Origin of the sequence: Curvivirga aplysinae (assembly GCF_009711445.1) — a bacterium.
Lineage (GTDB): Bacteria > Pseudomonadota > Alphaproteobacteria > UBA8366 > Aestuariispiraceae > Curvivirga > Curvivirga aplysinae.
Genome location: NZ_SMMC01000197.1, coordinates 23,862 through 39,092, shown reverse-complemented (window position 1 = coordinate 39,092; position 15,231 = coordinate 23,862). Strand labels below are relative to the sequence as shown.

Below are 15,231 nucleotides of genomic sequence, written 5' to 3'. Positions count from 1 at the left end.
TTTACAGTTCAAAGCCTTATCGACTAACATCTTTGATATGGATTGGTGAGTTTTGGTTAGGAATTTTGAGGCATATATCATTACTTTATTGGTGTTTCTTTTTGCTCGTCGACATAAGGGAAGGGGTGTTGTCAGCAAATGAAGCAACGTAAATATATTTTATGTGATGCTTTAACTATGTGACTAGTTTTGTTCTGTGTTGGGAACAGTACCGATCATTTCAATAACGGTTATTCCGTTAGTTTCTTTCCTGACTATAAGTGAAGTAATAATAAATAAATTACTGTTATAAAACAGTAATATAGCCACTCTATAGTTTCTCGGGGAGATAAATGGCGACAGGTTTGGAAGAAATGGGTAGAGATGCCATAGTAGAGCCGCTCAAAGTTGTATCACAACTATCACAGGCAGCAACAATCGATATTTTTCAATGGTGGTTACAAAACCGGGATGCACAAAGTGATTGCCCGGTACCTTATTGGAAAAGTTTCGATGTTATTGAATTCGCCACTTATTCTAACCGTATGTCCGTTTCGGAACGCCAACAAGATGGAAGTTTTAAATACAAACTTCAAGGGGAACATGTTTTAGACGTTCTTGGGCGAGACCGCCTAAAGCATATGGATGTTCGCGGGGACCATGAAGAGGTTTATGAACGCGATTTATTTCATTATTATGATATGATCTGTAAAGAGTTTATGCCACATGTCTTTAAAGGCACCTTACCAACAATTGATAAGGGGCATGTTCAGATTGAAAGTGTTGATTTGCCGTTTAAAGATGAAAACGGTCATGTGAATAAGATTCTTTCCATCGTACAGGATTTCAAATAAAACATCTCAACTTGTTTATGATGGATTCCTCTTATGCGTGCTTATTCGCCTCCAGCCCATGAAGGGCTAACTATTCTTTATAAAGATGAGAGCTATTTGGTCTTAGATAAACCAAGTGGGTTACTCTCTGTGCCGGGACGTGCAGAAGAAAATAAGGATAGCTTGGCGACACGCGTACAAACTGAATATCCCAACGCCACAATTGTACATCGTCTTGATATGGACACATCTGGGATTATGGTGATGGCTTTAAGCAAAGAGGCACATCGCGATATTTCCCGTCAATTTGAACATAAAGAAACAGATAAATCATACACAGCGATTGTTTGGGGATTAATTGAAGGTAAAGAAGGCAGTGTTGACCTTCCTATGCGTTGCGACTGGCCAAACCGTCCAAAGCAGATCGTAGATCATGAGCAAGGAAAATTTGCCTTAACCCATTGGAAATGTCTAGCTCATGATGAGGTGAATAATACATCGCGCATAGCCTTATTTCCGGTTACTGGGCGAAGTCATCAATTGCGCGTTCATATGCAAGCACTTGGGCATCCTATATTGGGAGATCCGTTTTATGCCAAAGGCGATGCATTTGAAGCGTCTTCCCGTTTATTATTGCATGCAACTGAATTAAACTTCACCCATCATAAAAGTGACGATAGAATAAAAATAAAATCTAACGTTCCTTTTTAAGTTTGGTGAAAAATGGCTGCGAAACCACCTGAAATTGTTCAATATTATAGAGAGGTTTTTGAAAATCTCGGACCTATAGAGTCTAAGCGGTTTTTTGGTGGTTGGGACTTTCGACATATGAGTGTTCAATTCGCAGTTTATTTATTAAATGAGCTTTATTTCGTGGTAGATGATGATTTACGTGAGAAGCTTATTGAAATTGGAAGTCATCCCTTTAGTTATCCCAAAAAGGGAAAAGTGGTTAGCGTAGAGCGTTGGTATAGTGTACCAGATGAGTTACTTGAAAATCCGGATGAATTATTGCCATATGCGGAACAAGCCTTTCGTGTCGCACCCCGCAAGTAAATTGAATACCATCTCCAATGAATATTATTACAAAACCAGCTATCGCAGAAACAGAGGAAAAGGCATCCCGGTTTTTATGTGAAATTGTCCCTTACGATCAGTTTGAAGGACGTTTGGAAGAGTTGCGAATTTTACACCCTAAAGCAAACCATCATGTTACTGCGATCCGTTATCTTGATGAAGGGCAGATTATAGAACGCGGTCGTGATGATGGTGAACCATCTGGTACATCTGGAATGCCATCTTTACGTGTTTTACAAGGTGCTGATTTAATCAATGTTGGGGCGATCATCACACGTTACTTTGGTGGTACAAAGCTTGGAACTGGCGGATTGGCCCGGGCGTATGCAGCTGCCGTAAATGCGGCTGTAGCAGTGGCTGAAATAGAGCCTTATTTAGAACATGAAGATTTCGAAATTCAGATGTCTTTTTCTCGTTCAGAAAAGATAGAGCGTTTTTTGTCCTTACATCCAGAGATCACAGTTGAACGTGCCTATACAGAAGGGGGCGTCCTGTTTTCACTGAACGCCCCGAAACCTGTTATCAAAACTCTTAAAGAAGAGCTGGATTATCACGATTGATTTAGACAGATGCTTTGCCTTGCTCACGCACTTCGCTCAAACTTTGAACGGGGGTAAGGGCTTCTGGATCAACGCGAAGTTCAAGAAGTGCCGCTTTTCCTGATTGTTCTGCACGTTCAAAGGCAGCCGCAAAATCTTCGGTTTTCGTAACCAATTCACTATGACAACCATACGCTTGACCCAATTGCACAAAATTCGGGTTGTGCAGATCAGTTGCCATCACACGTTCTGGATAGGTGCGTTCCTGATGCATACGAATAGTGCCCAGGAAACCATTATTTACCACGATGAAAATGACGGGTAGATCAAATTGGATGGCTGTTGCCAGTTCTTGGCCCAGCATCATAAAGCAGCCATCACCACTAAAGCTGACAACAGTTTTGGTTGGATCAACCGCTTTTGCGCCTAATGCACCGGGAACGGAATATCCCATGGCGCCATTTGTTGGGGCAACTTGTGTGCGGAATTTTTTATGTTGGAAGAAACGATGCACCCAAACCGCATAGTTACCGGCACCTGCTGTGACAATAGCATCTGCAGGTAAAGTTTCGCTGAGATGACGTACCACTTTTGACATGTTGAGGTCACCCGCAACCTCAGTCGGTTGAATGCGGTCAAGATAATCTTGATGAGCAGAAGCACACCATGCAGCACGGGATTCATCACCTGTTGCAGAAATTGACTGTATTGCTTTTGCAAAAGAGGGCATATCACAGTTAAAGCCAAGATCAGGGCGATAAACACGTCCTAATTCTTCCGCACCTGTTTGCACATGAACTAATGTTTGTGCGGTTTCCGGGATGGTGACCAGGTCATATCCTTGCGTGGTCATTTCACCTAAACGTGGCCCCACTACAATAAGCAAATCGCTTTCTTTTACACGTTTGGATAATTTCGGATTTACAGCAATTGCCACATCCCCCACATAGCAGCGATGTGTATTGTCGAAGCAATCTTGGGAACGTAAAGAGGCCCCCGTTGGAATGTTATGTTTTTCTGCAAATGCCACGATATTGTCTACTGCGTCTTGCGTCCAGGTCGGGCCACCAACAAGCATGAATGGTTTTTTTGCCTTTTGTAAAAGACTTTCCAATTCATTCAAATCTTCAATAGCAGGCACAGATTGGGCAACGCGGGCAGGGGCCTTTAGATCGGCTGCTGCAGTATAATCGGTTAACATATCTTCCGGTAATGCAAGAACAACAGGGCCCGGGCGACCTGACATGGCTACATGAAAAGCGCGGTTGATATATTCTGGAATTCGATCAGCGCTATCAATTTGGGCAACCCATTTCGCCATTTGACCAAACATGTGACTATAATCAATTTCCTGAAAAGCTTCACGGTCCTTCATATCACGACCAACTTGACCAATGAAAAGGATCATGGGAGTGGAATCTTGATAAGCAGTATGAAGGCCGCATGAAGCATTGGTTGCACCTGGGCCACGTGTCACCATACAATGCCGGGGCGTCCTGTGACTTTGCCATAAGCTTCCGCCATGTTAGAGGCACCGCCTTCGTGACGCGTGTTGATTACGCGAATATTGTCTTCATGATTTACCAAACCATCAAGAAGTGCCAGGTAACTTTCGCCCGGAACACAGAAAACTGTATCTACACCTTGAATAGCTAATTGATCAGCAAGAATATGCCCGCCCAAACGTTCGTTGGATTGGCGTGCATTGGAAGAAGAATACATATTGGAATACCCCGTTTGGATTATCATTTGGGAAATTTATAAACCCATTGATGATAAGTTTCCATATGCAAAAGGAACGGAAGAGCAGTTATTCCAGATTGTTTAAAATTGCCTGATAAAATTGTCAGATCAGATATTTAAGGGCAATTTGTTCAAGATATGCTGGAATCTCTTTAATATTATCTTTATGTGCAAAACGATGACCGGAGGCAATGCGGTCGGTACGTTCAAATGCAGCTGTTGTTACGTAGGGAATATGAACACCATAGCCACCAATATCCAATACGGGTAACACATCAGATGGTAATGAATTTCCAATCATCATGACACGTTCAGCAGGATAATCGCCCCATTTCGTGAATAAATTTTCATAGGTCGTGGTATCTTTCTCACTCACCACTTCCAGAAAATCAAAATAAGGGGCAAGACCGGATTGATCGATCTTGTTATTTTGATCAAGTAGATCGCCTTTGGTTACGATCGCCAGCTTATATTTCCCATGAAGTTCTTTTAACACATCTTCCACATTAGGCATGATACGAAGCGGATGTTCCAGCATCGCTTTACCAAGCTGGATAATTTCATGGATATGTTCAGCTGAAATCTTACCTTCTGATAGCTCAATAGCTGTTTCAACCATGGACAAGGTAAAACCTTTAATCCCATAGCCGAAAAGTTTGACATTTTCTTTTTCGGTTGCTGCCATGCGTTCATGCAAATGGGCGGTCTCACAATAGTTTGTAAGAATTTCTTCCAGTTTGTTTTGAGTGCTAACAAAAATATCTTCGGTATGCCAAAGGGTATCATCCGCATCAAAAGCAACAACTTCAATCATATTTTATTAACCTAATTTTGCCAGAAGCTTGGCTTTGGTTTCATCATCACAGAAGGCATCTTCAATTGCCATTTTGGTAATGCCGCGAAGTTCGTCTTCTGTCAAACCCCAAAGTTGCATGCCATTTTCATATTCCATTCCTATCGTTGTCATAAAATAGGGTGGATCGTCAGAGTTTAAACTCATCCGACATCCTGCCTCTTTTAATTTGAGGATCGGATGATCTTCCGGTTGATCATAGAAACCAAGGGATAAATTACTTCCGGGACAAAGTTCCAGAGCAATACCTTTTTGAACTATTTCTTTAACAAGAGCAGGGTCTTCAATACTACGAACACCATGCCCGATACGCTTGATAGGTAGATATTTTAGACAGTCTTTCACACTTTGTGGACCTGCAGCTTCGCCCGCATGGGCTGTGGTTGGATATCCAGCTTTATGAACAAGATTAAAAGCCGCCGCGAAATCCTTTGGGTGATGTGCATTTTCATCACCGGCCATGCCCAAACCAACAACGATCGGATGTGGATGATCGATCATCGCTTGGGCTGCAGGTAGGGCACGTTCATGTCCATAATGGCGGACACAAGTCATAATACAACGACAGATAATGCCAAAGTCAGCTTCCGCGCGTTCAATACCTTTTGCCATACCAGCTACCATATCAGGATAACTGATACCGCAAGCTTCCCCATGATCTTTTGATCCAAAAAATTCTACATAGATCACATTTTCTGCAGCGCAACGTTCTAGATAATCATAGACGAGATCTTCGTAATCTTGGGGTGTGCGAATGCAATCCGCAACCATGTCATATTGATTTAGAAAATCTAAAAAATCTGTGAAGGTGTAATGATCCTCATATTGTAAAACCGATGGATCAAGTTTTACACCATTTCTAGTCGCAAGTTTTTTTGCAAGAGACGGCGTAATAGTTCCTTCAATATGAACGTGTAGTTCGACTTTTGGAATATTTTGGGTTTGCATATTTACGCGTCCAACCAGTTGACTAGTGGTAGATTTTTACCCCGTTTCAACCAGTTGTGATCTGGATAGTCGCAAGTCGCATCAATGGCATGCAAAGTGAAAGCATGACGGGATTTTGTTGAACGATTTGGCGCGGAATAATGCGGCAAATGCCCATGAAGTAGGATCACAGTTCCCTTTTTTACTTCTAAAGGAACAGCATCTTCCATTTTCCATTCACATGGATTGACTGTGTTTAAAATCAAATTACCGTCCGCATCATATTCAAACTTATCTTTCAATGGTTCTTTATGACGATTTGGGATGCCCCAGAGGCATCCATTTTCAAGAGTGGCATCTTCCAGAGCAAACCAAAAGCCTACGACGGATTCGGGATCTGTATAAAGGAAGGTGCTATCTTGATGCATGTTAACTTCACCGCCAATTTTTGGTTGCTTGAAGATATACATACTTTGTAAAAGTTGTGGTTGTTTCCAATCCAAACTTCCTGCAAGTTTTTTCAGTTTATCAGTATAGGCAAATTCTTTGAAAACTGGATCAAGGTCATGCATGGCATGGCCCATCTTGTTGATTGATTTAGACTTTTCCTGTTTTAACTCACCATTTTCATCAAAAGCTTCTGCTTCAAAAAAGAAACGCACTTTATCGCCGGATGATTTAAAATAATCATCTTTTGCATGGGAGCGTTCATTGGTAGAAAAGATAGTAGAGACACCAGATGGATCAAATTCTTCAACCAATTTATCAGCATGATCTCGAACGGAATCACAGATAGCTGGATCAACAAAGTTTTCTAAAATGATATAGCCATCCCGTTCATAGGCTACCTTCATTTCGTCAGTTAAATGTCCATCTTCAGTCGATTGAAAACGTAAAGCTTCTTTGGTCATATTATTTTATCCTAGAAACAGGCAGTCCCGTGGGTGAGGGGATCGATACCAAAATGTTTGGCAATGGTTTGACCCATATCGGCAAAGGTCGCGCGACGCCCCAGATTATTTTCTTCTATGCCTTTTTTATAGAAAATCACAGGTACATATTCACGTGTGTGATCGGTGCCTTCCCAAGTTGGGTCACATCCGTGATCTGCAGAAATCAATACCAGATCATCATCTTCAAGTTTTTCGAAAAGTTCTGGAAGGCGTTTGTCGAAATCTTCCAGTGCTTTGGCATAACCAGCTATATTACGACGATGACCATATTCTGCATCAAAATCCACGAAATTAGTGAAAATCAAACTGCCTTCACCTTTTTCGTCAGCGAGGCGCAAAGTTTCATCGAAAAGAGCCATATTACCTGTGGCTTTTACTTTTTCTGAAATACCACGATGGGCAAAGATATCGGAAATTTTGCCGACAGATACGACAGTCTTATTTGCTTTAACGAGCTTATCTAACAAGGTGTCTTCATGTGGTTCCGTCGTGTAATCGCGACGATTGCCTGTACGCTTAAAGCTTTTTGCATCTTCCCCGATAAAGGGGCGTGCAATTACACGGCCTACATTATATTCGTCACATAATTCTTTGGCGATTTCACATAATTCATAAAGCTTATCTAGGCCAAAATGTTCTTCATGCGCCGCAATTTGAAATACACTATCAGCGGATGTATAGCAGATAGGCATGCCGGTTTTGACATGTTCTTCACCTAGTTCTTCGATAATTACCGTACCAGATGCATGTTTATCACCAAGAATGCCTTTTATACCTGCCCGCTCAATCAGACGATCAGTCAGAGATTTTGGGAAACTTGGGATAGTTGTTGGGAAGAAGCCCCAATCAAAATCAACTGGCAGGCCCGCAATCTCCCAATGCCCAGATGGTGTATCTTTGCCTTTAGAAACTTCTTGCGCAAAGCCATAGGCTCCTTTGATCGTGGTTTCGGTGGTGAGGGAATTTAATGATTTTCCTGTTCCCTCGGACCATGCTTTGCCTAAACCAAGTGATAAGAGATTAGGTATATCAAGTGCGCCGGAACGACCTTGTTCATCCGCTTTGCCTTGTTCACAGGCTTCGGCGATATGGCCTAATGTATCCGCACCCGTATCGCCAAAACTGTCCGCATCTTCGGCGGAACCAATCCCGAATGAATCCATGATCAATATAAATGTACGTGCCACGGTTTTTCTTTCTTTTCTTAAATCCTGAAGCTTACACCAAATAATATGGCCCTAGCTTGTGATACGTTCCATCACGATATTATTAATAACAGGTGATGTTTCACCAACTGTTACAGCAGACTTAATTGCTACTTCTGCTGCATCAGCTTGGTCTTCATTACGTGCATGAATGCGACAGAATGGCGTATTGCTATCTACATCATCACCAAGACCACGAATACAGCTTAAACCAACAGCATGATCAATATCATCGGTCGGTGATTTACGACCACCCCCCAATGTTACCACAGAAAGACCAATTTCACGTGTGTTCAGTTCGGTTATCACGCCCGCATCATTTAAATAGACATCACGTGTCACTTCGGCCAATGGCATATGGCTTTCTTTTTTCTCAATCAAATCAGCAGGACCACCAAGTTCAACAACCATTTGCGCAAACTTTTCTGCGGCGCGTCCGCTTTCCAATGCATCCTCAGCTTTTTCACGGGCTTCTTCTATGGTATCTGCAAGCTTACCTAGCAAAACCATCTCGGCCGCAAGAGCCATAGTGATTTCATGTTGACGTGGTTCACGTGCTTCTTTGATGGTCAAATAATCAATGACTTCGATGGTTTCAACGGAATTACCAGCCGTATTGCCCAGCACTTGGTTCATATCAGTGATCAACGCATTGGTTGCCGTATCAGCGCCATTGGCAACAGCAACAATACTTTCAGATAACTCCTTAGCCATTTCAAAGGTATCACAGAAGGCACCGTTACCGCATTTGATATCCATGACCAAAGCATCAAGGCCTGCAGCCAATTTTTTGGAGAGAATAGAGGCTGTGATCAATGGTACAGATTCAACTGTCGCTGTCACATCGCGGATACCATAAAGGCGTTTATCCGCAGGCGCCAATTCACCTGTTTGACCAATAATAGCAAAACCTAATTTCTTAACGATAGCACGGAATTGTTCGTCAGATGGCGCGGTGTTGTATCCCGGAATAGCTTCTAGCTTATCAACGGTTCCACCTGTATGACCAAGCCCACGACCAGCAATCATTGGAACATAGGCGCCACAAGCTGCGACAATAGGTGCAAGCATCAAGCTAATTTTATCGCCAACACCACCAGAAGAATGTTTATCAACAACAGGGCCATCAAGGCCTAAATTATCCCAGCTTAAAACATCACCAGAATTCATCATACCACGGGTGAGGGCAACGCGTTCATCCATATCCATGCCTTGAAAGAAAACAGCCATGGCAAACGCACCTACCTGTGCTTCAGATAAAGTGTTTCTTGTAATACCATCAACAACGAACTGGATTTCTTCTGCAGATAGTTTGTTTCCGTCGCGTTTTTTGCGAATAATTTCCTGTGGAAGCATTTGATACTTCTCCTATTTATCTAAATTTCAATCGCGCCTTATCTCAAGAATGGGAAATTATTAATAGGCTGCGTTATTTTCTGTTTCTGATGTGCCGTCTAGAACAGCAAGTAAGTTGGTTAGAACGCCACTGGCGCCAAAGCGGAAATGATCCGCATTGATCCAATCTTCGCCCATCACATCAGCAGCGATTTGAATATATTGAGCGGCTGCGTCCGTATCACGAATGCCACCGGATGCTTTGAAGGCGCCAGAACCATGCGCTTTGATAGCTTCAAGCATAGTTTTTGCTGCTTCAGGTGTTGCTGATACCGGGGACTTACCAGTAGAAGTTTTGATAAAGTCTGCGCCTGCATTTAGCGAAATTTCAGAAGCACCGCGAATAGCCTCTTCTGTTTTTAGTTCACCCGACTCAATAATGACTTTTAGCTTCACTTGATCACCACAAGCTGCTTTGGTTGCTGAAACCAATTGTGTCGCAATGTCACTGTCACCACGTAAATAGGCACGGTATGGGAATACAACGTCTACTTCATGTGCACCAGATTCAAGAATTTGTTTGGTTGTACTGACTGCTTGATCCACATCGGACCCACCATCTGGGAAGTTAGCAACAGCCGCGACTTTAATATCGGTATCTTTTAATAGACCCACCGCCAAGGCTGCAAAACGTGGCCAGACGCACACAGCGGCTGTGTTACCATGCATTGTTTGTGCTTTCGCGCAAAGTGCTTTGACGTCGTCTTCTGTATCATCATCATTGAGGGAGGTTAAATCAAGACAAGCAATTGATTTTTTTGCAGCTTCTGTCAGGTTCATTTATAATGCTCCCTCAGTTAGGTAAGCTTTCAGAATTGTAGCAATTTTCTTTGCTCCTTTTCCAGCCATTGCCATTGTGTGTTCATGACTTAGGCTTTCATCTGAAAGACCTGCACCTAGATTGGTAATGTTTGATAGACCAGCCACTTTCATACCATAAAAACGTGCGAGAATGACTTCTGGAACAGTCGACATACCGACTGCTTCAGCTCCAAGCATTTTTGCCATGCGTATTTCTGCCGGAGTTTCAAAATGCGGACCAGTGAACCACATATACACACCTTCATAGGCATCCAAGTTTTCGTATTCTGCAATTGTCATTAGGCGTTCACGAATTGTCGGGTCATAAGCGTCAGCCATTCCCACAAATCTCTCATTGCCTTCTTTCCCAATCAGTGGTGATGTAGCCGAGAAATTGATATGATCGTTAATGATCATTACGCTGCCTGGATTATAGTCAGTATTCAATCCACCCGCCGCATTTGTAACAATTAAAGTATGACAACCTAGTTGCTTAAAACATTTTATGACGGGATCCATAACAGTGGCATCGCCATGCTCATAAAAATGTGCGCGACCCTGTGCAACAATGATCTTGGTTTTTCCAATGGTTCCACAAATAAGCTGGCCGGCATGACCTGCGACACCTGCTTGGGGGAAACCCTTTAGGTCTCGGTAGGAGATTTTGGTCGCATTTTCCACTAGTTCCGCAAAACCCCCAAGGCCGGAGCCAAGGATGATCGCAACTTCTGGTGAAAAGTCAGGTAGTAATTCTCGAATATGTTTTGAAGCTTTGCTCATGCAATAAACTCTTTATTTTAAATATTATTTTAAATTTTCAGGACCAAAAGAGTCCGGCAATAATTCGTCTAAGGTATAGCTTTTACGTAAACCTTCTTCTCCATAAACATGCACTGGAGTGTCAGGTTTTCCAAATTCGCGAATACGTTGACGGCATCCCCCACATGGCGTGACCAAAGCATCGCCTTTGCCGATTACTGCAATTTCACGAATTGCGGTTTGCCCATCCATCACCATTGCAGCAATGGCACTGGCTTCTGCACAATTTCCTTGTGGGTAAGCTGCGTTTTCTACGTTACAACCAGAATAAATTTTACCATTCTCAGCTAAAATTGCGGACCCCACCTGAAAATTGGAATAGGGGGCATAAGCTTTTTCCATTGCTTCTGCTGCAGCTTTTTGAAGATCGTCTTTAGACATCTTAGCGTTCCTTTACATAAGGGATACCGATTGCTTTTGGTGGAATGGCTTTGCCGATAAAGCCAGCCAAAAGAATAACGGTTAGGATATAAGGTAATGCTTGGATCAGAGTCACAGGAACTTCAGTTTCCGTACCAGGAATCATGACTCCTTGTAGACGGATTGCAATCGCATCCAACAGACCAAACATTAAACAAGCAAGCATGGCAGTTTTAGGCCGCCATTTACCGAAGATGAGTGCAGCTAAAGCGATATAACCTTGACCTGCGGACATCTCCCGCACGAATGCAGCATTCTGGGCCGTAGATAGGTAAGCACCTGCGATACCACATAAAACACCATTAACAGCCAAAGCTTTATAACGCATTGCACGCACACCAATACCAGCGGTATCAACGGCTTTCGGGTTTTCACCAACAGCACGAAGACGCAAACCAAAACGTGTTTTAAATACAATCCAGCTTGTAATTGGAACAAGTAGGAATGCCAGATAAACCAGTATATTATGGCCGCTGATCACTTGGGCATATAACTGCCCAATGAATGGAATAGAATCTAAAGCTTCTGCAAAAGGAAGCTCAATCGGGGTGAAGCGTGCATCTTTCGGTAAAGTCGGTGTTTGGCCACCTTGACGGAAGAAGGCAATGCCAAGAACCACTGTCAAACCAGACGCCAGGATATTAATCGCCACACCACTCACCACTTGGTTACCGTTATGTGTCACGCAAGCAAAACCGTGTAACATGGACAGACTAAAAGAAATCGCGATGGCGGCAACCATGCCAACCCAAGGACTGCCGGTCACATATGTTACAGCAGCCGCTGCAAAAGCGGAAAATAGAAGTTTTCCTTCAAGGGAAATATCTACTGTACCTGATCGTTCAGAAAATAGTCCCGCCATGGCACATAGGACAAGTGGGGTAGAGACACGTAATGTGCCATCTAAAACTGAAAGAAGAATAACGATAGACTGTTCCATAATTATGCCTCCTTACCGTTTCTTGGCAGCGTGATCGCGTAATAAATATTCGCAACAAATGGTTTGGTCATATAAGCTAAAGCACCACAGAAGAGGATGATAAGGCCTTGGATGGTTACTACCATTTCACGTGTAAATTCGGAATATTCAAAAGCAAGTTCTGCACCACCCTGATAAAGAACACCAAATAACAAGCTGGCGAGGATAATACCGACCGGATGGTTACGCCCCATATGAGATACGGCAATACCAGTGAAGCCGTAACCAGAGACAAAGTTCAACAAAATTTTATGATGAACGCCCATGATTTCGTTCATACCAACAAAACCAGCCAAGCCGCCAGAAATTAACATGGCCATCATGACAATACGCCGCGGATTCACACCAGCATAAACAGCAGCTGGTTCATTTGCACCAACACTACGTATTTCATAGCCCCAGCGTGTACGCCATATAAATAACCATAGGAACACACAACAGATTAAGGCCCAGAAGAAAGTTACGTTTAAAGGGGTAGAGGCCAGATCAAAACCAAAATTCGCCATGAATTCATGCATGAATGGTAGATGACCTGCTTCTGCGAATTCACGTGATTCTGGTGACATTTGACCTTTGCCACGCATTACATCTACCAAAAGATATGTCATCAATGCAGAGGCAATAAAGTTAAACATAATTGTGGTAATCACAATATGACTTCCACGATAGGCTTGTAAATAAGCAGGCACGGATGCCCAAGCCGCCCCAAAAGCAGCACTAGCCATGATTGCTAATGGCAAAATCATCCAAAATGGCAAATATTGATCAACGGCAAGGATTAATAGGCCAACGCCTAAACCGCCCACATATGCTTGTCCTTCACCACCAATATTGAACAAATTTGCATGGAAGGCGATGGCAACAGCAAGGCCAGTAAAGATAAAGTTTGTAGTATAGTAGAGGGTATAGCCTAATTCATAAGACCCACCAAGAGAGCCAATAATTAACCATTCCAAGGCTTCAAACGGATTAATACCGATCAACCAGATAATGATGCCTGAGATGAATAAGGCGAATAAAATATTCACTAAAGGCAAGACACCATAATCCATCCAAGCTGGAAGAGGAGGTTTCGCCATGCCGATTTTCTTTTTTGGTTTTTCTTCTGTCATGGTTGTATCACTCATGCTGTGATCTCCCCATCTGGAGATGTCTTATGGGCATTTGCCATCATTAGGCCTAAAATTTTCTCATCTGCTTTGTCAGCTTCGATTTCACCAACAACGCGACCTTCAAACATCACTAAGATACGATCTGCCAAGGACATGATCTCTTCAAGTTCAACAGATACGAGCAAAACAGCACATCCTGCATCGCGCATAGCAATGATTTGCTGATGAATGAATTCAATCGCACCAATATCCACTCCACGGGTTGGTTGTCCAACTAGCAGGATAGGAGGGTCGCGATCCATTTCGCGTGCCAAGATGAGTTTCTGCTGATTACCACCAGAGAAATTGGCAGATTTCAAACTTGGGTCCTGTGGACGCACGTCGAAATCGTTCATAATGCGTGCACAATAATTTACGATGTTACCAACCTTGGAAAGGATTGGGCCGTTAAATTCTTTATCGCGATGATAACCAAGGATAGAAGACTCATGAGCAGAAAAAGAAGGAACCAAACCTAAATGCAAACGATCTTCCGGTACATGTGCAAGCCCAAGGTCGCGCATCTCCTTTGCATTTTTTGGATTATCCGCATCAATGGTGATATCGCCGAGCGTAAAGGATCCTTTTGAAACGGCCTCTATACCGGATAAAGCTTCTAATAGTTCGCTTTGTCCGTTGCCAGACACGCCGGCAATACCCACAATTTCACCTGCGCGAAGATCAAGAGAAACGTTATCAACACGTGCAACATTAAACTGATCAAAGACAGATAGGTTTTCGACCTTTAATTTTGTTTCTTTTGGTTGCGCTTTTTGTTTATCGGCTTTTGTACGAACTTTACGTCCCACCATAAGTTCAGCCAATTCTTCACGATCTGTTTCAGACGTCTTACGATGAGCAACCATTGTGCCGTGACGCATGACGGAAACATTATCGGTGATAGCCATGATTTCGCGAAGTTTATGCGTGATTAAAATAACGGTGACGCCTTGATCACGAAGAGCTTCAAGAATTTTAAATAACTGATCTGTTTCCTGAGGCGTTAAAACACCTGTTGGTTCATCCAAAATCAGGATTTCCGCACCACGATAAAGTGCTTTCAGAATCTCCACACGTTGTTGCTGACCAACCGGAAGGTCTTCAATCAAGCTATGTATTGGCACATGAAGGCCATATTCTTTTTCAAGACGTGTGAGTTCCGTTTCAGCTTTCTTAATACTGTCTTTTAAGACTTCCCCAGATTCTGCACCTAACATCACATTTTCAAGGACGGAAAAGGTATCAACCAACATGAAATGCTGATGAACCATGCCAATGCCAGTTGCAATTGCATCATTTGAATTACGGATGCTGACTTTCTTTTCATTCACAAAGACTTCACCACTATCAGCTTCATAAAAACCATAAAGGATACTCATCAATGTAGATTTACCCGCACCATTTTCACCGATAATCCCGTGAATGGTACCTTTGGGAACAGACAGGTTAACATCGCTATTTGCTTGCACAGGGCCAAAGGCCTTGCTTATGCCGCTTAATTCGATAGCTGTACCCGCTGAAGAGGGGGAAGATTGATTTGTCATAAGTAATATGATC

At 42.8% G+C, this 15,231-nt stretch carries 15 protein-coding genes and 1 pseudogene; 4 read left to right on the top strand and 12 right to left on the bottom strand.

Annotation, left to right across the window (positions count from 1 at the left end; translation table 11 throughout):
• Positions 1-332: 332 nt before the first annotated feature.
• Genes E1160_RS12290 through E1160_RS12275 form a run of 4 tightly spaced genes read left to right on the top strand, consistent with a single transcriptional unit; the run spans position 333 to position 2,449 of the window.
• Positions 333-833, top strand: coding sequence for a PAS domain-containing protein (locus E1160_RS12290; RefSeq protein WP_155155574.1), 501 nt, complete (start codon positions 333-335; stop codon positions 831-833).
• Positions 834-866: 33 nt separating this feature from the next.
• Complete coding sequence (locus tag E1160_RS12285; RefSeq protein WP_155155572.1) at positions 867-1,523, top strand: RluA family pseudouridine synthase; 657 nt, start codon at positions 867-869, stop codon at positions 1,521-1,523.
• A 12-nt stretch (positions 1,524-1,535) separates the two neighbouring features.
• Positions 1,536-1,868 carry a TfoX/Sxy family protein gene (locus E1160_RS12280; protein WP_155155570.1) on the top strand — a complete coding sequence of 111 codons (333 nt, stop codon included), beginning with the start codon at positions 1,536-1,538 and terminating at the stop codon, positions 1,866-1,868.
• A 17-nt stretch (positions 1,869-1,885) separates the two neighbouring features.
• Positions 1,886-2,449, top strand: a complete 564-nt coding sequence (locus E1160_RS12275; protein WP_155155568.1) for a YigZ family protein — start codon at positions 1,886-1,888, stop codon at positions 2,447-2,449.
• Between the two features lies 1 nt (position 2,450).
• Here the strand turns inward: E1160_RS12275 and E1160_RS12270 are convergent.
• From E1160_RS12270 to E1160_RS12215, 12 genes and pseudogenes are all read right to left on the bottom strand, one after another.
• Positions 2,451-4,150: pseudogene (locus E1160_RS12270) on the bottom strand (thiamine pyrophosphate-binding protein).
• A 124-nt stretch (positions 4,151-4,274) separates the two neighbouring features.
• Complete coding sequence (locus tag E1160_RS12265) at positions 4,275-4,985, bottom strand: HAD family hydrolase (RefSeq protein ID WP_155155567.1); 711 nt, start codon at positions 4,983-4,985, stop codon at positions 4,275-4,277.
• 6 nt (positions 4,986-4,991) lie between these two features.
• A complete protein-coding gene (gene add, locus E1160_RS12260) occupies positions 4,992-5,972 on the bottom strand; it encodes an adenosine deaminase (protein WP_155155565.1) in 981 nt (326 codons plus the stop codon).
• Between the two features lie 2 nt (positions 5,973-5,974).
• Positions 5,975-6,862 (bottom strand): phytanoyl-CoA dioxygenase family protein, encoded by an 888-nt coding sequence (locus E1160_RS12255; protein ID WP_218048881.1) that lies wholly within the window; start codon positions 6,860-6,862, stop codon positions 5,975-5,977.
• 11 nt (positions 6,863-6,873) lie between these two features.
• Positions 6,874-8,091, bottom strand: coding sequence for a phosphopentomutase (locus E1160_RS12250; protein WP_328597154.1), 1,218 nt, complete (start codon positions 8,089-8,091; stop codon positions 6,874-6,876).
• Between the two features lie 51 nt (positions 8,092-8,142).
• Positions 8,143-9,465, bottom strand: a complete 1,323-nt coding sequence (gene deoA, locus E1160_RS12245; protein WP_155155562.1) for a thymidine phosphorylase — start codon at positions 9,463-9,465, stop codon at positions 8,143-8,145.
• Between the two features lie 60 nt (positions 9,466-9,525).
• A complete protein-coding gene (gene deoC, locus E1160_RS12240) occupies positions 9,526-10,284 on the bottom strand; it encodes a deoxyribose-phosphate aldolase (RefSeq protein WP_155155560.1) in 759 nt (252 codons plus the stop codon).
• Positions 10,285-11,085 (bottom strand): purine-nucleoside phosphorylase, encoded by an 801-nt coding sequence (locus E1160_RS12235; RefSeq protein WP_155155558.1) that lies wholly within the window; start codon positions 11,083-11,085, stop codon positions 10,285-10,287. It lies immediately after the preceding gene.
• Positions 11,086-11,109: 24 nt separating this feature from the next.
• Positions 11,110-11,505, bottom strand: a complete 396-nt coding sequence (locus tag E1160_RS12230) for a cytidine deaminase (protein ID WP_155155556.1) — start codon at positions 11,503-11,505, stop codon at positions 11,110-11,112.
• A gap of 1 nt (position 11,506) precedes the next feature.
• A complete protein-coding gene (locus tag E1160_RS12225; RefSeq protein WP_155155554.1) occupies positions 11,507-12,484 on the bottom strand; it encodes an ABC transporter permease in 978 nt (325 codons plus the stop codon).
• A 2-nt stretch (positions 12,485-12,486) separates the two neighbouring features.
• Positions 12,487-13,650, bottom strand: a complete 1,164-nt coding sequence (locus E1160_RS12220; RefSeq protein WP_235914131.1) for an ABC transporter permease — start codon at positions 13,648-13,650, stop codon at positions 12,487-12,489.
• Positions 13,647-15,218 carry an ABC transporter ATP-binding protein gene (locus E1160_RS12215; protein WP_155155552.1) on the bottom strand — a complete coding sequence of 524 codons (1,572 nt, stop codon included), beginning with the start codon at positions 15,216-15,218 and terminating at the stop codon, positions 13,647-13,649. Before E1160_RS12215 ends, E1160_RS12220 begins: the two co-directional genes overlap by 4 nt.
• Between the last annotated feature and the right edge of the window lie 13 nt (positions 15,219-15,231).